The sequence below is a fragment of the Rhodococcus sp. P4_B6 genome (genome assembly GCF_056402215.1).
In genome coordinates this window covers 80,960-99,725 of record NZ_JBFUHV010000005.1, presented here as the reverse complement: position 1 = coordinate 99,725, position 18,766 = coordinate 80,960, and the positions used below count along the sequence as shown (strand labels likewise).

At 69.8% G+C, this 18,766-nt stretch carries 17 protein-coding genes and 2 pseudogenes; 6 read left to right on the top strand and 13 right to left on the bottom strand.

Annotated features, from left to right (window positions below; all coding sequences use genetic code 11):
• Positions 1-36: 36 nt before the first annotated feature.
• From AC1DWT_RS03740 to mqo, 9 genes are all read right to left on the bottom strand, one after another.
• Positions 37-408, bottom strand: coding sequence for a glyoxalase superfamily protein (locus AC1DWT_RS03740; protein WP_072937853.1), 372 nt, complete (start codon positions 406-408; stop codon positions 37-39).
• 43 nt (positions 409-451) lie between these two features.
• Positions 452-1,885, bottom strand: a complete 1,434-nt coding sequence (locus AC1DWT_RS03735) for an MFS transporter (protein WP_072937986.1) — start codon at positions 1,883-1,885, stop codon at positions 452-454.
• Between the two features lie 101 nt (positions 1,886-1,986).
• Entirely contained in the window at positions 1,987-3,213 is a 1,227-nt protein-coding gene (gene cobA, locus AC1DWT_RS03730) for a uroporphyrinogen-III C-methyltransferase (protein WP_477919784.1), read from the bottom strand.
• 47 nt (positions 3,214-3,260) lie between these two features.
• Complete coding sequence (locus AC1DWT_RS03725; RefSeq protein WP_477919782.1) at positions 3,261-3,641, bottom strand: cobalamin biosynthesis protein; 381 nt, start codon at positions 3,639-3,641, stop codon at positions 3,261-3,263.
• Entirely contained in the window at positions 3,634-5,034 is a 1,401-nt protein-coding gene (locus AC1DWT_RS03720; protein ID WP_378677626.1) for a cobyrinic acid a,c-diamide synthase CobB, read from the bottom strand. The genes AC1DWT_RS03725 and AC1DWT_RS03720 overlap by 8 nt, the downstream gene beginning before the upstream one ends.
• Positions 5,028-5,642 (bottom strand): cob(I)yrinic acid a,c-diamide adenosyltransferase, encoded by a 615-nt coding sequence (gene cobO / locus AC1DWT_RS03715; protein WP_072937850.1) that lies wholly within the window; start codon positions 5,640-5,642, stop codon positions 5,028-5,030. Before cobO ends, AC1DWT_RS03720 begins: the two co-directional genes overlap by 7 nt.
• Positions 5,643-5,677: 35 nt before the next feature.
• The gene (locus AC1DWT_RS03710) at positions 5,678-7,591 is read right to left on the bottom strand and encodes a magnesium chelatase subunit D family protein (protein WP_095860751.1); all 1,914 of its coding nucleotides are present in this window, start codon (positions 7,589-7,591) and stop codon (positions 5,678-5,680) included.
• A gap of 211 nt (positions 7,592-7,802) precedes the next feature.
• Positions 7,803-8,330, bottom strand: coding sequence for a GNAT family N-acetyltransferase (locus tag AC1DWT_RS03705; protein ID WP_477919779.1), 528 nt, complete (start codon positions 8,328-8,330; stop codon positions 7,803-7,805).
• A 64-nt stretch (positions 8,331-8,394) separates the two neighbouring features.
• Entirely contained in the window at positions 8,395-9,939 is a 1,545-nt protein-coding gene (mqo, locus tag AC1DWT_RS03700; RefSeq protein ID WP_072937847.1) for a malate dehydrogenase (quinone), read from the bottom strand.
• A 121-nt stretch (positions 9,940-10,060) separates the two neighbouring features.
• On the opposite strand from mqo, the gene AC1DWT_RS03695 reads away from it, so the two are divergent.
• The 3 genes from AC1DWT_RS03695 to AC1DWT_RS03685 are packed head-to-tail and all read left to right on the top strand — an operon-like array spanning position 10,061 to position 12,779.
• Entirely contained in the window at positions 10,061-11,071 is a 1,011-nt protein-coding gene (locus AC1DWT_RS03695; protein WP_477919777.1) for an alpha/beta hydrolase, read from the top strand.
• Positions 11,068-12,453, top strand: coding sequence for a mycothione reductase (gene mtr, locus AC1DWT_RS03690; RefSeq protein ID WP_477919776.1), 1,386 nt, complete (start codon positions 11,068-11,070; stop codon positions 12,451-12,453). The genes AC1DWT_RS03695 and mtr overlap by 4 nt, the downstream gene beginning before the upstream one ends.
• Complete coding sequence (locus AC1DWT_RS03685) at positions 12,450-12,779, top strand: YnfA family protein (protein WP_015890329.1); 330 nt, start codon at positions 12,450-12,452, stop codon at positions 12,777-12,779. Before mtr ends, AC1DWT_RS03685 begins: the two co-directional genes overlap by 4 nt.
• 31 nt (positions 12,780-12,810) lie before the next feature.
• On the opposite strand, the gene AC1DWT_RS03680 is transcribed toward AC1DWT_RS03685, so the two are convergent.
• Complete coding sequence (locus AC1DWT_RS03680) at positions 12,811-13,377, bottom strand: alpha/beta fold hydrolase (protein ID WP_095860754.1); 567 nt, start codon at positions 13,375-13,377, stop codon at positions 12,811-12,813.
• A gap of 72 nt (positions 13,378-13,449) precedes the next feature.
• On the opposite strand from AC1DWT_RS03680, the pseudogene AC1DWT_RS03675 reads away from it, so the two are divergent.
• Both AC1DWT_RS03675 and AC1DWT_RS03670 read left to right on the top strand, forming a co-directional pair.
• Positions 13,450-13,840 (top strand): annotated as a pseudogene (locus AC1DWT_RS03675) (GntR family transcriptional regulator).
• Positions 13,837-14,172, top strand: a pseudogene (locus AC1DWT_RS03670) (ATP-binding cassette domain-containing protein); the annotation flags it as partial. The pseudogenes AC1DWT_RS03675 and AC1DWT_RS03670, both read left to right, overlap by 4 nt.
• 213 nt (positions 14,173-14,385) lie before the next feature.
• Here AC1DWT_RS03670 and AC1DWT_RS03665 read toward each other — a convergent pair.
• Genes AC1DWT_RS03665 through AC1DWT_RS03655 form a run of 3 tightly spaced genes read right to left on the bottom strand, consistent with a single transcriptional unit; the run spans position 14,386 to position 17,544 of the window.
• Positions 14,386-15,924, bottom strand: coding sequence for a cobyric acid synthase (locus AC1DWT_RS03665; protein WP_387486728.1), 1,539 nt, complete (start codon positions 15,922-15,924; stop codon positions 14,386-14,388).
• Entirely contained in the window at positions 15,921-16,778 is an 858-nt protein-coding gene (map, locus tag AC1DWT_RS03660; RefSeq protein ID WP_072937841.1) for a type I methionyl aminopeptidase, read from the bottom strand. Before map ends, AC1DWT_RS03665 begins: the two co-directional genes overlap by 4 nt.
• Before the next feature lie 58 nt (positions 16,779-16,836).
• Positions 16,837-17,544, bottom strand: coding sequence for a GntR family transcriptional regulator (locus AC1DWT_RS03655; RefSeq protein WP_387486725.1), 708 nt, complete (start codon positions 17,542-17,544; stop codon positions 16,837-16,839).
• Between the two features lie 184 nt (positions 17,545-17,728).
• Here AC1DWT_RS03655 and AC1DWT_RS03650 point away from each other — a divergent pair, with 184 nt between their 5' ends.
• Positions 17,729-18,766 (top strand): 2-aminoethylphosphonate ABC transporter substrate-binding protein, encoded by a 1,038-nt coding sequence (locus AC1DWT_RS03650; RefSeq protein ID WP_477919772.1) that lies wholly within the window; start codon positions 17,729-17,731, stop codon positions 18,764-18,766.

The following is an 18,766-nucleotide window of genomic DNA, read 5'->3' as shown; positions in this document are numbered from 1 at the left end:
CGCGGGCGGGCCGATTTCTGCCACCCGCCGCCGGAGTCAGCCGCGTTGCGGAAGCTGCTGCAGCGCCCACTGGTTGCCGTCGGGATCGGCGAAATACACGAAGCGCCCCCATGCCAGATCCTGCACCTCGCTGACGGGCACACCGCGGGCGGACAGTTCCGCGTGGGCGGCATCGGCGTCGTCGATGACGATCTGCAACCCGTGCACCGAGCCGGGCGGGGTGTCGACCAGGCCCTCGCCGACGGCGATCGAGCAGGCCGACCCGGGCGGAGTGAGCTGGACGAACCGCACATTCTCGTCCACGCGGTGATCGTGGTCGACGACGAAGCCGACCTGGTCGGCGTAGAACGCCTTGGCCCGGTCCACGTCGGACACCGGCAGAATGATCAGCTCGATTTTGTAGTCCATGACCGGATGCTAGCGACGGTCTCCGGCCACCGGGCCGAAACGCTCACGCCTGCTGCGCGGCCTTCTCGGCGGCCTGCGCCTGCGCGACCTGTTGCGGGGTGAAGCGGATGAACAGCGCGGCGAATCCGGCGATGAGGGCGCAGCCGGCGCTGCCGACGAGGGCGAAGGTGTAGCCGTTGCCCAGTGCCTCGAGTTGCGCCGGATTCATGTCCGCGACCTTGCCGGAGATGCCGCCGAGCGAGAGGGTGCGCGACGTGGCCATCGCCCCGATGACGGCGAGGGCGAGAGGTCCGCCCAGGGTCTGCGCCACCTGCGCGATGGCGGCGAGCGGCCCGATCTCCGTTTCCGACACCCCGGCGATGGCGCACAGCGGGAGCGGGACCACGGCGAGTCCGACGCCGAACCCGATGCCGATGACCGGTACGAACAGGTTGGCCAGATAGGTGGCGGAACTGTCGAGGGTCGACCCGTAGAGCAGCCCGACCACCATGATCGTGGCGCCGGCGACCACGAGCCACCGCGGCTGGATCCGCACGGCGAGCTTGGACGCCACCGCGGCCGCGCTGCCGAGGCCGAACGCGAACGGAATGAACGCGAGGCCCGCCTCCAGCGGGCTGTAGCCGAGGATGTCCTGGACGAACAACGCCACGAACGCGGCGACCGTGAACATGACGGCACCGGCGAAGAAGATCGCGACGAGCGTCGCCACCCGGTTCTTGTCGTGGAACAGCGAGAACGGCAGCAGCGGGTTGTCGGCGGTCCGTTCGACGTACAGGAACGCGCCGAACAGCAGCAGCCCGGCGACGAGCGCGCCGATCACGTACGGACTCCCCCAGCCGAGTTCCGGGCCCTCGGTGAGCGCGAACACCACGCCCGTCGCCGCGACCGTCGCGAGGACCGCGCCGGGAACGTCGAGGGCCAGGCGCTCGCCCGCCGTCTCCTTCAGCGCCACGAACGCGCACCCCACGATGACGACGCCGATGGGCACGTTGATGAGGAAGATCAGGCGCCACGACACCTCGGTGAGCGCGCCGCCGATGATCAGGCCCGCGATCGACCCGATGCCCGTCATGGCCGCGAAGATCGCGATGGCCTGGTTGCGCGCGGGTCCGGCCGCGAATGTGGTCGCCACCAGGGCCAGTGCCGTCGGCGAGGCCACCGCGGCGCCGACGCCCTGCAGGAACCGGGCCGCGATCAGCATGAACTCGCCCACCGCCAGACCGCACAGCAGCGAGGCGATCGTGAACAGGGCGACACCGCCGACGAACATCTTCTTCCGGCCGAACGCGTCACCGAGCCGTCCGCCCAGCAGCATGAGGCCACCGAACGCAAGCGCGTACGATGTCAGCACCCAGTTGCGGCCGCTGTCGCTCAGACCCAGGTCGGCCTGCAGCGGCGCGAGCGCCAGATTCGCGACGGTGCCGTCGAGGACCACCATCATCTGCAGCCCGCTCAGCACGACGATCGCCAGCCCCATCACGCGGGTGGCGGCGGGCGGATTCACCGTGGCTCTCGCCGCAGACTGGTTCGACGCCGGCGCGCCTTCGGGTACTCGGGATTCAGACACGGGGGTTCACGTTACCCAGCGTCCACAGAAAACCCGGCCACGGGCCCGATGACCACGATGGCGGGGGGACGGATCTGCTCTTCCTTGACCCGCGCGGCCACGGTCTGGAGATCGGCCCRCAGGGTGCGCTGCGTCCGCAGCGTGCCCTCCTGGATCACCGTGACCGGGGTGTCCACGGGACGCCCGCCGTCCATCAGGACGGTCGCGAACGCCTCGATGCGTTCGACGGCCATCAGCAACACGATCGTGCCCTTCAACCGGGCCAGCGCCGACCAGTCGACGAGGGAATCCGGGTGGTCGGGGGCGACGTGACCGCTGACGACGACGAACTCGTGGGTGACGCCCCGGTGGGTGACCGGGATGCCGGCGGCCGACGGCACCGAGATGGCGCTGGTGATCCCGGGGACGACCGTGACGGGCACACCCGCCGCGGCGCACGCCTCCAGTTCCTCGTAGCCGCGCCCGAACACGTACGGGTCGCCGCCCTTGAGCCGCACCACGAACTTGCCGGCCTTCGCGCCGTCGATGAGGGCGGCGTTGATCGCCTCCTGCGCCATCGCGCGGCCGTACGGAATCTTCGCGGCGTCGATGACCTCGACGTCCGAGCCCAGTTCGGCGAGCAGTTCGGGCGGGGCGAGGCGGTCGGCGACCACCACGTCGGCCCGGGCCAGCAGTCGACGGCCGCGCACGGTGATGAGGTCGGGGTCGCCCGGACCGCCGCCCACCAGCGCGACACCGGCTGCCGGATGGTCGGCGGTGTCGGCGACCGCACCCGATTGCAGGCCCTCGACGAGGGCAGTGCGCACGGCGGCGGACCGACGGTGGTCGCCGCCGGCCAGCACGCCGATGCTCATCCCGTCGTAGCTCGCGCTCGCCGGAGTGACGGCGGTGCCGTAGCGGGCGTTGTCGGCGCGGACGCAGAAGACACGGTTCCGCTCGGCCTCCGCGACGATCGCCGCGTTGGTGTCCGGTTCGTCCGTGCACGCGATGGCGTACCAGGCGTCGGCGAGGTCGCCGTCCCGGTACTCGCGAAGTTCCACTGTGATCTGTCCCGCAGTGGCCATTCCTTCAACCGCCGGCGTGACCGCGCGGCTGATCAGGTGGACCCGTGCACCCGATGCGATCAGGAGCCCGAGCCTGCGCTGTGCGACTGTTCCGCCACCGACCACGACCACACGACGATCGGCCAAATTGAGTCCGACCAGGTAGTTGGTCTCGTCTCCGGTGGCAGCAGTCACGCGCTCTCCCCGTTTCTCCAGAAAATCCTGCACGTCTTGTCTCGAACCTACGAAACTTTACGGGCTGCCGCGACGACGACGCCATTCGCGGACCACTTGGTCACGATCAGGGGCCCGCCGCCCGCGCCGAGCACGGCCGCCGCTTCCGCGACGCTCGGCGATCCCGTCRCCGAGTGAACCCGGTCCGACGGGTTCGCCACCTCGACGGCGGCGAGTTCCGCCGCCGCGAATCCGCGGACGGGGACACCCAACGCCGCCGCCGCATCCCGGACAGCCGGGTCCACGGACTTACGGTCGAGGGTGCACAGGCAGTCCAGAGTCCCGTCCGAATCCGGGCCCGCGGACGTCAGCACGTGCCGGACGGCGGCGAGGATGTCCGCGCTGCCCGCGGCCGCGCGGAACCCGACGCCGACGCAGACGTCACCCATGCGCGGCGAAGGTGCGGGCCGCGGCCACGAAACGGGTGATCGCCGCCGGGTGACCCGCGGGGTGCGTGTGCAGGTACGAGGCGTGCACGCCGCCGCGCACGAAACCCTCGCGCGCAGGGTCACCGTCCCAGGGCCGCCAGCCCCAGGCCGGCGCGAAGCCGTCCGCCTCCGCCGCGGTGAGCGACGTGCGATGGAACTCGTGGCCGACCACCCGCTCACCGGCCGCGAAGAGCGTGGAGTCCGTGACCGCCACCGCCTCGCGGTACCCGAGCGTGAGACGAGACCCGAACGAGGCGTCGACCCCGACCACGGAGGCCATCGCGTGCCCGTCGAGGCTGCGGGCGAGGTAGAGCAGACCGGCGCACTCCGCATGGATCGGTGCCCCCGATGTGGCGAGTGCGCGTATCTGAGACAGGAGCGCAGAGTTTTCCGCGAGCGCGACGGCGTGCTCCTCGGGGAAACCACCGGGCAGCACCACGCCGCTCGTGCCGGTCGGCAACGCGTCGTGCAGGGGGTCGAACGTGATCACGTCCGCACCGGCGGCGTCCAGGAGTTCGCGGTGCTCGGCGTACCCGAACGTGAACGCGCGGCCCCCGGCGATCGCCACGGTCGGGCGCGGGCCGGGCGGAATCGGTCCGACCTCGTCGGCGGGGTCCCACGCCGGCCCGTCGACCGCCGAGGACGCGAGTGCGCGGATGGCGGGGAGGTCGAGGTGGCGGGCGGCCAATCGGGTCATGGCGTCGACGGCGTCCACCGCGTCGGCTCCGTGCTCCGCGGCCGGGATCAGCCCGAGATGGCGGGACGGGACCTCCAGTTCGGCCATCCGCGGCACGGCGCCGAGCACGGGGAGCCCGACGCGCTCGCACGCCTGCCGCAGCACCTGTTCGTGCCGCGGGCTGCCCACCCGGTTGAGGATCACCCCGCCGATGCGAACCCCGGAGTCGTACGTCGAGAAGCCGTGCAGGACGGCGGCCAGGCTCTGACTGTGGCCGCGAGCGTCCACCACGAGCACCACGGGGGCGCCGAGCAGCGCTGCCACCTGGGCCGTCGACCCCTCCGCCGACGGCTCGTGGGACGCGGCGTCGATCTTGCCGTCGAACAGGCCCATGACACCCTCGACGACCGCGACGTCGCACCCCGAACTCCCGTGCCGGTACAGCGGGGCGATCCGCTCCGCGCCGACCATGACCGGGTCGAGATTGCGTCCCGGACGTCCGGCCGCGAGCCCGTGGTACCCGGGGTCGATGTAGTCGGGGCCGACTTTGAACGGTGCCACCGCGTAGCCGGACTCACGCAGCGCCCCCACCAAACCGGTTGCGACGGTGGTCTTTCCACTACCCGATGCGGGGGCGGCGATGACCACCGCGGGCACAGCGGCGAGGGTGGTCACCACTCGATTCCCCGCTGGCCCTTCCGGCCCGCGTCCATCGGATGCTTGATCTTGGTCATCTCCGTCACCAGATCCGCGGCGTCGATCAGCGCCTGCGGGGCGTCGCGGCCCGTGATCACCACGTGCTGGTTGCCCGGCCGGTTCCGCAGGACCTCGACCACCTCGTCGACGTCGACCCATCCCCACTTCAGGGGGTATGTGAATTCGTCGAGCACGTAGAAGCGGTGCTCCTCGGCGCCCAGCCGGCGCGCGATCTCAGCCCACCCCTCAGCGGCCGCGGCGGCGTGGTCCTCCTCGCTGCCGTGCTTACGCGTCCACGACCAGCCCTCGCCCATCTTGTGCCACTGCACCGCCCCGCCGACACCGGTGTCGTCGTGCAGTTGGCCGAGGGCACGGAAGGCCGCTTCCTCCCCCACCTTCCACTTGGCGCTCTTGACGAACTGGAACACTCCGACGTCAAATCCCTGATTCCAGGCGCGCAGCGCCATGCCGAACGCGGCCGTCGACTTCCCCTTACCCGGTCCGGTGTGGACCGCGAGCACGGGAGCGTTGCGCCGTTGACGCGTGGTGAGGCCGTCGTTCGGAACGTTCTCGGGAACACCCTTGGGCATGTGCCTTCTCTCTCCCTACCGAATCCGCGTCCGGGTCACGCCGCGGCGCGGACGACGCCCGCAACCTGCTGCGCGGACAATTCGCCGAGCCGGACGTAACCACCCCGCAGCCGGCGGGACAGCTCCGCGGCAAGCCCGAGCCGGACCATCCCGGTCTCGCAGTCGACGACCACCGACGCGACCGCGCTGTCCGCGAGCAGGCCCGCGGCCACCTTCGCCCGGTGCAGTGCGTCCTTGCCGCCGGTCGCCCGTCCGTCGGTCAGCGCGACGACGAGAGCGCGGCGCTGCGGGTCGCGGAGCCGTTCCCGCAGCACGACCTCGCGCGCGCGCAGAAATCCCTCTGCCAGTGGCGATTTGCCACCCGTCTTCATTCCCTGCAGACGACGGACGGCGATGTCGACCGACGAGGTGGGCGGCAGGACGAGTTCCGCGGCCCGACCGCGGACCGTGATCACCGCCACCTTGTCGCGGCGCTGGTAGGCGTCGCGGAGCAACGAGACGACGGCGCCGGTCACGGCCGACAACCGGTCACGGGCCGCCATCGACCCGGATGCATCGACGACGAACACCACGAGATTGCCCTCGCGGCCTTCGCGGATCGCTCCACGCAGATCGACGGAATCGAGGATCATCCGTCCGGCGGTCCGGCCGCGGGCAACCTGCTGCCCGGCTGCGGCGAAGAGCGTGCCGACCAGGTGGAGTCCGTGCCCCGACTCGGCGGTGGAGCGCACCGCGCGACCGCGCGACGAACGGGAACGGGAACGCCGGCCCGGCGCGCCCTCGCCGACCCCGGGTACCTCGAGAAGTTTGGTGGTGAACTGGGTGCCGGTCGGCCCGGCCGGGCGCTCCGGCGGCGCGGGTGCACCGCCTCCGGGCCCGTCGGGATCGTCGGGTCCCTCCGGGTCGGTATCCGTGCCGTCCGCCGCGGGCGGTGCGCCGGGCGAAGATCCGGGTTCCTGCTCCGGCGGTTCCCCGGCACCGGACCGCGCGTCCTCGTCGGCCTGCCGGAGCGCGTCGTCGAGTTGCTGTTCGTCGAGACCGGGTTCGTCGAACGGATCCCGGCGGCGACGGTGCGGCAGGGTCAGTTCAGCGGCCACCCGCACGTCCTCCGCCTCGACGGCCCCGGCGCCCCGCCATGCGGCGTGCGCGGTCGCGGTGCGGGCGAGGACGAGATCGGCGCGCATGCCGTCCACGTCGAACGACGCACAGAGAGAAGCGATTCGGCGCAACTCGACGTCGTCGAGCACGACGGAGTCGAGCCGGTCGCGGGCCTCGAGGATGGCGGCGGCGAGGGCGGCGTCCTGCGCGGCGTAGCGCTCGACGAACCCTGCGGGATCACGCTCGAAGTCCAGCCGCCGCCGGACCACCTCCATGCGCACGTCCACCTCCCGCGACGCCGCGACGTCGACGGCCAGCCCGAACCGGTCGAGAAGCTGCGGCCGGAGCTCGCCCTCCTCCGGATTCATCGTGCCGACCATGACGAACCGGGCGGCGTGCGAATGCGAGATGCCGTCCCGTTCGACGTGGACGCGGCCCATCGCCGCGGCGTCGAGGAGCACGTCGACCAGATGGTCGTGCAGGAGGTTGACCTCGTCGACGTAGAGCACACCCTGATGAGCAGCCGACAGCAGTCCGGGTTGGAACGCGCGCTCACCGTCGCGCAGCACCTTCTCGAGATCGAGGGAACCGACGACGCGGTCTTCCGTGGCTCCGACCGGCAATTCGATCAGCCGCGCCGGGCGGGTGCCGTTCTCGTCCTGCACCGCAGGCAGCAGGGCGGTGAGAGCGCGAACGACCGTCGACTTGGCCGTCCCCTTCTCACCGCGGACGAGGACGCCGCCGATACCGGGATGGACCGCGCAGAGGACGAGGGCCAGCCGCAACCGGTCCTGACCGACCACCGCACTGAACGGAAATCCCCACGAAAAGTCGGGTCGAACCTGATCCACTTCACGATCCGTACGCACGCTGCATCCCTTCACGTCCCGGTTTCCTCGCCGAGAGCTTTGGCCGGTACGAACGCCGCGGCAATCTGGCTGGGAGACCGGATCGGCAACCRGGGTGGTGGCAGCCGGTCAGAGATCCGTCACAGTGGCGGGACCGCGCCTGATTCGAACAGGACTTCCCCGCGGACATTCACCTGACGACCCTAGTCGGCGCTCACTGCCCGGCGCTCGACGGGGCCGCCTCCGCCACCTCCGACGCCGCGGCACCGCCGCCGGCATCATGGGCGGCACCGCCGCCGCGCCGCATCGGGACGTGCGGGATGCCGTCCTCGACGAACTCTTCGCCGTCCGGCCGGAAACCGTGCTTGGCGTACATGTCCACCAGGTACGTCTGCGCGTTGATCCGGCACGGCGCGTCACCGACCTCGGCGAGCGCGGCGCGCAGCAGACGCGTCGTGTGCCCCTGACCGCGCGCCGGCCGCGCCGTGCACAGCCGGCCGATGCGGAACGACTTGTTGCCGTCGGCGTGCTCCTCGAGGAGGCGGAGCGTGCAGACCACCTGACCGTCCTGCTCCAACCAGAAGTGGCGCGTCTCGGCCAGCAGGTCCCGGCCGTCGAGTTCCGGGTACGGGCACGCCTGCTCGACGACGAAGACCTCTACGCGGAGCTGGAGCAACTCGTAGAGCGTCTTGTTGTCGAGATCGAGTGCCCACGAACGCTTGAGTGCTGCAGTTGCCGTCATGACAGGCAACTATCGCACAGCACCCGTGAGTGCGCGCGCCCGTGGACCCGGGCCGAGCGGTCCGTCAGACCGCGACCGACGCGTCCTCGACCTTGCTGGTGTCGAGCTGGAGCACCTTCGACGTCCAGTCCCACACCTGCGAGAACAGGCCGGTGTCGTCGGAGAGCTTGACGCCGAGCGAGGGCACCATTTCCTGGAGCTTCGGCTTCCACGACTCGTACTGCGTCGGGAAGCAGCGCTGCAGCACGTCGAGCATGGCGGGCACCGCGGTGGACGCACCCGGCGACGCGCCGAGGAGGCCTGCGATGCTGCCGTCGCCGGCGTTGACGACGGCGGTGCCGAATTCGAGGACGCCGCCCTTGCCCTTGGCGCGGCGGATGACCTGGACGCGCTGGCCTGCGGTGATCAGCTCCCAGTCCTTGCCGAGCGCCTTCGGGACGAACTCCCGGAGGGTGTCGATGCGGCCGGCCTCGGACATCGCGAGCTCACTGATCAGGTACTTGACGAGACCCAGTTCGCTGACGCCGACGCCGAGCATCGATAGCAGGTTGTTCGGCTTGACCGAGCTGGGCAGGTCGGTGACCCGGCCCTGCTTGAGGAACTTGGGCGACCAGCCGGCGTACGGACCGAACAGCAGTCCGGGCTTGCTGCCGATCACGCGGGTGTCGAGGTGCGGCACCGACATGGGGGGCGCGCCGACAGCGGCCTTGCCGTAGACCTTGGCGCGGTGCTGGTCGATGAGCTCCGGGTTGGTGCAGCGCAGGAACGCGCCGCTGACGGGGAACCCGCCGAATCCCTTGGCCTCCGCGATCCCGGACTTCTGCAGCAGGTGCAGTGCACCGCCGCCGGCGCCGACGAACACGAACTTGGCGCGCACGACCTTCTTGGCACCGTTGCGGCGGTTGGTGACCTTGACCACCCAGCTGCCGTCGGACTGCTTGGTGAGGTCGGTGACCTCGTGCCCGAAGTGGACGACGCCGCCGGACGCGCCGACGTAGCCGAGGAGCTGCTTGGTGAGGGCGCCGAAGTCGACGTCGGTGCCGTCCTGGGTCCAGTTGAGGGCGATCGGATCGCTGAAGTCGCGGCCCTTCGCCATCAACGGCAGCCGGCGGGTGAACTCGTCGGGGGCGTCGATGTACTCCATGCCCGCGAACAGGGGGTGACCGGCGAGGGCGTCGTAGCGGGCCCGCAGGTACTTCGCGTTGGCCTCGCCGTGCACGAAGCTCACGTGCGGGATGGGGTTGATGAACTCCTTGGGCTGCGTCAGCACACCGCTCTCGACGCCGTGCGCCCAGAACTGCCGCGACACCTGGAACTGTTCGTTCACGTTGACGGCCTTCGTGATGTCCACGGTGCCGTCGGCGTTCTGCGGGGTGTAATTGAGCTCACACAGTGCGGAGTGGCCGGTGCCCGCGTTGTTCCACGGGTCGCTGCTCTCGGCGGCTACTGCGTCGAGCCGCTCGAATGTGGTGATCGACCAATCGGGCTGCACCTGACGCAGGATCGCTCCCAGCGTCGCGCTCATGATGCCCGCGCCAACCAGCACTACATCCGTTTTCGTCTCTACCGCATTCTGATCTGACACTGGAGTATCGACTTCCTTGTCCATAGCCGTACGCGCATACGCCTGCCGTGTTCGCCGGATAGGTTACCCGCGCGTATGAGCGAAAATCACCTGCCCCAATTGTGCGCCTCCCCGCACCCCCGAAACGCACATTAGATTGTGATCTGTGACTACTTGGGTTCCCGACGTTCTCGGCGACGGTTATCAACAGCTGACCATCCCTCTCGGCACCGACCCCGACGGCGAGGGCGAGGTGAAGGCGACGCTGATCCGCTACCAGCCTCCGCAGGAGACGAAGAAGACCGGCCGCGCCGTGCTCTACGTCCACGGATTCACCGATTACTTCTTCCAGAAACACCTGGCCGAGCACTTCGCCGAACAGGGTTACGCGTTCTTCGCACTCGATCTGCGCAAGTGCGGGCGCTCGCTCGAACCGGGGCAGACGCCGCACTTCGTCTCCGATCTGAGCCTGTACGACGCCGAACTGGACGAGGCGTTGCGCCAGGTCCGGGAGCAGACCGCCGACGGCGAGGTCCTGCTGGTCGCGCATTCGACGGGCGGCCTGGTGCTGCCGCTGTGGCTGCACCGCCTGCAGCGCAGGGCGGGCGGCACCGCAGCCCTCGGCATCAGCGGAGTCATCCTCAACAGCCCGTGGTTCGACCTGCAGGGTCCGTCGTACCTGCGGAACGTCGGGACGGTGGCTGTCGACGCGGTCGGGCGGGTCAAGCGCAAGTCGATCGTCCCGAAGACCGGGCTCGACACGTACGGCGTGAGCCTGCATGTCGAGGGCAACGGCATCTGGAACTACAACCTCGACTGGAAGCCGCTGAGCGGTTTCCCCGTGACATTCGGGTGGCTGCGCGCGGTGCGCCGCGGGCACGCGCAGTTGCACCGGGGACTCGACATCGGGGTTCCCGCCCTGGTCTTGCGTTCCAAGGCGTCGTACTTCGCGCCGCGGTACGACCCCCGGGTCGACACGGCGGACGCCGTCCTCGACGTCCGGCAGATCGCGCGCTGGGCGGGGTGTCTCGGCGACCGCACCACGATCGTGCCGATCGCGGGCGCCCGGCACGACGTGTTCCTGTCCGCCGACCAGCCCCGCGCCGAGGCGTTCGCCGAGGTGGACCTGTGGCTCGAGTGGCTGCACGGCCACAACGCGGCGGAGGCGAACCGGTGACACATTTCGATCTGGCGATCATCGGGTCGGGGTCCGGCAACTCGCTGCCCGACGAACGGTTCGCGGACAGGAAGATCGCGATCCTGGAGGAGGGCACGTACGGCGGGACGTGCCTGAACGTGGGCTGCATCCCGACGAAGATGTTCGTGTACGCCGCGGAGGTGGCCCGCACGGTCACGGGTTCCGCCAAGTACGGCGTCGACGCCCAACTCGAGGGTGTGCGCTGGCCCGACATCGTCAAACGGGTCTTCGGCCGCATCGACCCGATCTCGGCCGGCGGGGAACGCTACCGCGCCGAGGACAGCCCGAACACGACGCTGTTCCGCGGGCACGCGACGTTCACAGGCCCGCGGACCCTCGACACCGGGACCGGGGAGGTGATCACGGCCGACCAGGTGGTCATCGCTGCGGGATCGCGGCCGATCATTCCCGACGTCGTCCGGGAGTCGGGCGTGCCGTTCTACACGAACAACGACATCATGCGGCTGCCGGAACTGCCCCAGCGGATGGTGATCATCGGCGCGGGATTCATCGCCGCCGAGTTCGCGCACGTGTTCTCCGCGCTGGGCACCCGGGTGTCGCTGATCGCGCGCAGCACACGCTTGCTGCGCCACCTCGACGAGGACGTCTCCCGCCGATTCACGGATCTCGCCGAGCAGAAGTGGGACGTGCACCGCGGGCACGCCGTGCAGGCCGTGCGCCGGGACGGTGACGGCGTCGCCGTCGAACTCGCGGACGGCACCGTCGTCTCGGGCGACGTTCTCCTGGTGGCCACCGGGCGGCAGTCGAACGGCGACGCCGTCGGGGCCGCCGCCGGCGGCATCGATCTCGACGACGAGGGACGCGTCGTGGTCGACGACTTCCAACGGACCAGTGCCGAAGGCGTTTACGCGCTCGGCGACGTCTCCTCGCCGTACCAGCTCAAGCACGTCGCCAACCACGAGGCCCGGGTCGTTCAGCACAATCTGCTGCAGGACGCGTGGAAGGACACGTCGGGGCTGCGCGCCTCGGACCACCGGTTCGTTCCCGCCGCCGTGTTCACCGACCCGCAGATCGCGCACGTCGGGCTGACCGAGGCCGAGGCCCGGGAGGCCGGCTGGGACGTCACGGTGAAGGTGCAGGCGTACGGCGACGTCGCGTACGGGTGGGCGATGGAGGACGACGAGGGTCTCTGCAAGGTCGTCGCGGAACGGGGCACCGGGCGCCTGCTGGGGGCGCACGTGATCGGCGCCCAGGCGCCGACGGTGATCCAGCCGCTGATCCAGGCGATGAGCTTCGGGTTGACGGCGCAGCAGGTGGCGCGGGGACAGTACTGGATCCACCCGGCGATGCCCGAGGTGGTCGAGAACGCTCTCCTCGGCCTCGACCTGCCGTTCGAGTGACGGTCGCCAAATCCGTCGCGCTATTCGCCGTCGCGGCGCTGTTCGAGATCGGCGGCGCGTGGCTGGTGTGGCAGGGCGTCCGCGAACACCGGGGCTGGATCTGGATCGGCGCCGGTGTCGCGGCGCTCGGAGCGTACGGGTTCGTCGCGACGATGCAGCCGGACGCCAACTTCGGCCGCATCCTCGCCGCCTACGGCGGGGTGTTCGTCGCGGGCTCGCTGATCTGGGGCATGGTGGCCGACGGTTTCCGCCCGGACCGCTGGGATGTCTCGGGCGCCCTCATCTGCCTGCTGGGCATGGCGGTCATCATGTACGCCCCACGCTGAGCCCGGCCGGGCTCGGCGTGGGGCCTCAGGTCTACCAGGGGCTGGTGCGGAGCACGATCTCGGTGGCCAACTCCGCGGCCGCGGCCGCCGGGACGTTGCTGACGCCGTCGAGTTGGACGACGCGGAAGTCGGAGTAGACGAAGCGTCCGCTGGCGTCCGCCTCGGCGCGCCGGTCAGGGTCCCCGACCATCACGGTGGTGGGGAGTTCGACCGCCGGACAGTCGGATCCGCGCACCGCACCCGCGGCGTCGGGCGCCGCCGGATGCCCCCGGTCGGCGACGACGAGGCTCGCGAAGCGCCCGAACTGGCGCGCCGCCAGCGACCAGGCCAGTTCGGCCCCTTCCCGGCTGCCGACCAGGTTGACCCACCCGACCTTCAGCTCGTCGAGCAGGCCCATGACCGCCGCTTCGTCGAGACCGGTGATGTCCTCGGGCACGATCGTGCGCAGGTCCGAATTGTGCAGGCGCTCGCAGACGCCGTCGTAGACATCCGGCCCGTCGCCGGCCCCCGGTAGCAGGAGAACGGTGTGTTTGCTCTCCGGTCCGTCGATCCGGACCGTGCAATTTCCATTTCCCACCGCCACGTGCGTCAGTTCCATGGGCTAAAAACTACGCGATCGGGGACCTCTTGCGCTCGGACCGCCCTAGTTCTCTGGTTCATTACATGAGTAATGAACCGATCAACCGACGAGGCGGGCGTCGATGATCGACTCGGCAGACCGCTGTTCCGGCACATCGCGGAACTCATCGAGAACTCGATCATCGACGGAACCCTTCCCGAGGAAGGCCAGGTGCCGTCCACCAACGAACTCGCCGCATTCCACCGGATCAACCGGCGACCGCAGCCAGGGCCTGAATCAGCTCGCCGCCGACGGGATCCTCTACAAAAAGCGGCGAATCGGGATGTTCGTCACCTCCGGCGCCCGGAACGCGCTGCGCTTCAGGCGACGCGAGCGGTTCGCGCAACAGTTCATCGATCCGCTCGTCACCGAGGCGGACAAACTCGGCGTCAGCATCGCCGAACTCGAGACCATGCTCGACCAACGGGAGGGAGCACGATGATCGGCACGGTATCCGACACGAAGACCATCGCCTCGGCGCGGGGCCTCGGCAAGCGATCCGGCAACGTCACCGCATTCGACGATATCGATTTCTCGTTGCAGGAGAACAAGATCTACGGCCTCCTCGACCGCAACGGCGCAGGCAAGACCACGCTCATGCAGATCCTCACCGGCCAGAAGTTCCCGACCTCGGGCGCGGTCGGGGTCTTCGGGCAGGCGCCGCACGAGAATGCCCGGGTGCTCACCGACGTCTGCTTCGTCAAGGAGAGCCAGAAGTACCCGGACGACTTGACGGTCCGGCACGTCCTCGCGAGCGCGCGGCACCTGCTCCCCTCGCTGACCGCGGCGGCGGGACTGTTCCTGGGCGCACTGCATCACCGGTGGCGAGTGGTGGGCCTGTTCACGCTCGGCGTCGGCACTCTCCTCGCCGCAGGCACCGCCGCATTCGTGATCACGTGGCAGAAGTGGTGGCCGGACGCGCCCCGATCGGTGCCGATCGTGTGGCTGCCCGCGCCGGCCGCGTGGACGGTCGTCCGCCGCGCGTGCCTAGCGCAGCAGGGTCGACGCGATGGCAGGCAGCCCGGTCGGGGCGCCCGCCCCGAGCAGCGCCTCGAGGGCGTGCAGATCGAGATTCTGCTCCACCAGGTCCGCCAGCAGATCGAGTTGAGCGGTCCGGATCGCGGCGACGTCCGTGTCCGGGGCGGTGACGAACCCGGTTCTCGCCGCGTGCTCGGCCACGTCGTCCAGCAGAAGCCGGCGGAACCGGTCCGTCTCGAGCAGACCGTGCCAGTGCGTGCCGTACACGGCGCCGCGGATACTGCCCTCCGCGGCGCCGCTGCTCGCGTGGAGCAGCGGCGGATCGCCGTTGCGGCGCACCCTCCCGTGATGGATCTCGTACCCGGACACCGGAACTCCGTGGGCGTCGCCGCGAACCTGTGCGAGCACCTTGTCCGGGGCGAACTCCACCTCGAGGTCGAGCAGTCCCAGCCCGGGCACCGCACCCCGGCCGGATTCGATGTCGTCGACGATGACGGACCCGAGCATCTGGTAGCCGCCGCACACACCGAGAACCGGGCCGCCGCGTTTCGCATGCACGGCGATCGCGTCCGCGATGCCGGTGCGGCGCAACCACTCCAGATCCGACACGGTCGACTTGCTGCCGGGCAGCACGATCAGGTCTGCGTCCTCGAGCCGCGACGGATCGCCGACCCAGCGCACCGACACCCCAGGTTCGCACGCGAGCGCCTCGACGTCCGTCGAATTGGAGATGCGGGGCAGGCGGATCGCGGCCACGCGTAGCCAGTCGTCGCCGACCGGTGGTGCCGGACGTCCGACCGGGGCGTCCCCCACCACACCCAGCGAATCCTCCGCGTCGAGCCACAGGTCCTCGGCGAAGGGAATCACGCCGAGCGTCGGGCGACCCGTCATCGCCGTCAACTGCTCCAGGCCCGGCGCCAGCAACGACACGTCGCCGCGGAACTTGTTGATCACGAAACCCGCGATCAACGCCTGGTCCTCCGGCGCGAGGACCGCCACCGTGCCGAACAGGTGCGCCAGCACCCCACCGCGGTCGATGTCGCCGACGACGAGCACCGGGAGGTCCGCCGCGCGGGCGAGCCCCATGTTCGCGAGGTCCGTGGCCCGCAGATTGATCTCGGCGGGAGACCCCGCGCCCTCACACAGCACGACGTCGTATTCGGCGCGCAGCGATTCTAGTTCCTCGGCCACGACCGCGCGCAGGTGCTGCCGGTGCTCGATGTAGTCGCGGGCCCCGACGGACGTGACGGCGCGCCCCCGCACAACCAATTGTGACGTGCGGTCGCTGCCCGGTTTCAGCAGCACCGGGTTGAAGCGGACGCTCGGCTCGAGTCCGCAGGCCGCGGCCTGCAGGGCCTGCGCCCGGCCGATCTCGCCGCCGTCCAGCGTGACGACGGAATTGTTCGACATGTTCTGCGCCTTGAACGGCGCCACCCGGACACCCCGCCGCGCGAGCATCCGGCACAGTCCGGCGACGAGCACACTCTTGCCCGCGTCGGACGTGGTGCCGGCGACGAGCAGGGCACCCCTCCACCTGCTCTCGATCAAGGCAGGGTGAGGATCTCGTTGCCGGTCTCGGTGACCACGATGGTGTGCTCGAACTGGGCCGTCCACTTGCGATCCTTGGTGACCACGGTCCAGTCGTCGTCCCACATGTCCCAGCCGATGTCACCGAGGTTGATCATCGGTTCGATCGTGAACACCATGCCGGGTTCGATGACCGTGTCCACGGAAGGCTCGTCGTAGTGGAGGATGACGAGGCCGTTGTGGAACGTGGTGCCGATGCCGTGTCCGGTGAAGTCGCGGACCACGCCGTATCCGAAGCGGTGCGCGTACGACTCGATGACACGGCCGACGACGTTGAGCGCCCGGCCCGGCTTGACGGCCTTGATGGCGCGCATCGTCGCCTCGTGGGTCCGCTCCACCAGCAACCGGTTCTCCTCGGCGACGTCGCCCGCGAGGAACGTGGCGTTGGTGTCTCCGTGCACGCCGCCGATGTAGGCGGTGACGTCGATGTTGACGATGTCACCGTCCTGGATCACCGTCGAGTCGGGGATCCCGTGGCAGATCACCTCGTTCAGCGAGGTGCAGCACGACTTGGGGAATCCCTTGTAGCCGAGCGTCGACGGATAGGCGCCGTGATCGATCATGTACTCGTGCGCAATGCGGTCGAGTTCGTCGGTGGTGACGCCCGGCGCCACCGCCTTACCGGCCTCCTGCAGGGCCTGCGCGGCGATCTTGCTCGCCACCCGCATGGCCTCGATGGTCTCCGGGGTCTGGACCCACGGCTCGTTGCCTTCCTTGGCCGTGGGCTTCCACGCGTACTCGGGACGCTCGATCCCCGCCGGTACGGCGAGGACGGGAGACACGGTTCCGGGGCTCAGTGCTGTGCGGACAGACATGGGTACCAGGTTAGACCCGCACCTGGCCGGGGCGCCTCGGGACCCGCCGCGCGGGTTCTCAGTCCCGCAGGGTCGTGAGGAATGCGATCCGGTCGCCGCGGTAGAGAGAACGCACCCGTTCGATCGGAACACCCGCAGTGTCGAGCGAGAGCCGGTGGAGCAGCAGCATCGGCATGGCGGTGGTCGAGTCGAGCAGCGCGGCCTCCCGCGGGGAGGCCAGCACGGTCTCGATCCGCTCGGTGGCGGACGCGAACACCACTCCCGTCTCGCGGATCGCCGCGTACAGCGAGGTGCCCGGGTCGAATGCGCGCGCCATCTCCCCGAAGCGGCCTGCGGGCAGATGGGTGCTCTCGAGCCCGATCTTCTCGTCGTCCGCGAGCAGGACCCGTTCGAGGTGGATCACCGGCGCGCCGATCGCGAGACCGAGCGCCTCGGCGAGGTCGGCGTCGGCGCCGAGTTCCTCGAACGTGACCAGTTCACGCCCGGGCACCCGCCCCTGGCTGACGGCACCCTCGGTGTAGGACCGCAGCGACAGCGGCTGCACGAGCTTGGGGCTGGCGACGACGGTGCCGCGGCCTCGACGCTCGACGCGTCCCTCGACCAGCAACTCGTGGATGGCCTGCCGCACCGTCTCGCGGGACACCGTGAACCGCAGGGCCAGTTCCCGCTCCGCGGGCACCGCGTCCCCCACCTCGAGTTCGGCGAGGATCGACTCGAGTTCGGTGCGGACGCGGTAGTACTTGGGGACGTTCGGCGTCTGGGTCATCGCGTGACGGTGCCGATCAGCACGGACTCACCGGACGCGTCGCCGTCGTCGTTCATGCGGCCGAGCGTACCCGAAAAATGGTCTATACCAATTGTTCACCTGCCGTTCCCCCAACGGTGGCCCAATGGTCTAGACCAAACGGCAGGCTCCTCGGCACCGACCCCCTCATCGTTAGGAACACGCCATGCGTCTTCGCCTACGGATCGCCGCCGCCGCCCTGGCCGCGACCGTCCTCACCCTCGGAACCGCTTGCGGCGGAACCGGTACCGCCGCCAGCTCGGGCACCGACACCGTCACCGTGTACAGCGCCGACGGACTCTCCGGGTGGTACCAGTCGCGTTTCGACGCCTTCACCGAACGGACCGGGATCGCGGTGAACCTCGTGGAAGCCGGATCCGGCGAAGTCGTCTCCCGCCTCGACAAGGAGCAGTCGAACCCGCAGGCCGACGTCGTCGTCACGCTGCCGCCGTTCATCCAGAAGGCGGACGCCCAGGGATTGCTCGTCCCCAGTGGCGTCGACACCTCCGCCGTCCCCGCTGCCGAGACCGACCCGGCCGGCCGCTACGTTCCCGTCGTGGGGAACTACCTGTCCTTCATCGCCAACCCTGCGGCGTCGCCCGCTCCCCGCACCTGGGACGACCTGCTGTCCGACCGACTCGAGGGCAGGATCCAGTACTCCACCCCCGGTCAGGCCGGCGACGGCACCGCGGTGCTGCTGCTCCTGCAGCACCTGATGGGCAAGGATGGCGCGCTCGACTACCTCGCGAAGCTCCAGGCCAACAACGTGGGACCGTCGTCCTCGACGGGCAAACTGCAGCCGAAGGTCAGCAACGGCGAACTGCTCGTGGCCAACGGCGACGTCCAGATGAACCTCACCTCCATCGCCGACGACGGCTCGACGTTCGACCTCTTCTTCCCCGCTGCCGCCGACGGCACCCGCACCACCGTCGCCCTGCCGTACGTGATGGGCCTGGCGAAGGGCGCGCCGCGCAGCGAGCAGGGCAGGCAGTTGATGGAGTTCCTGCTGTCCGAGGAGTCACAGAAGACGGTCGCCGACGAGGCGCGCGGCGTGTCGGTCCGCGAGGACGTGCGCGCCGCCGCGAGCGACAGCGCCCCGGCGCGCGCCCTGCAGGGCGTCCAGGTGTGGTCGCCGAACTGGAACGACGTACTCACCGAACTCGATTCAGACGTCGCCGCGTACCAGAAGGCCACCGGGAGCTGA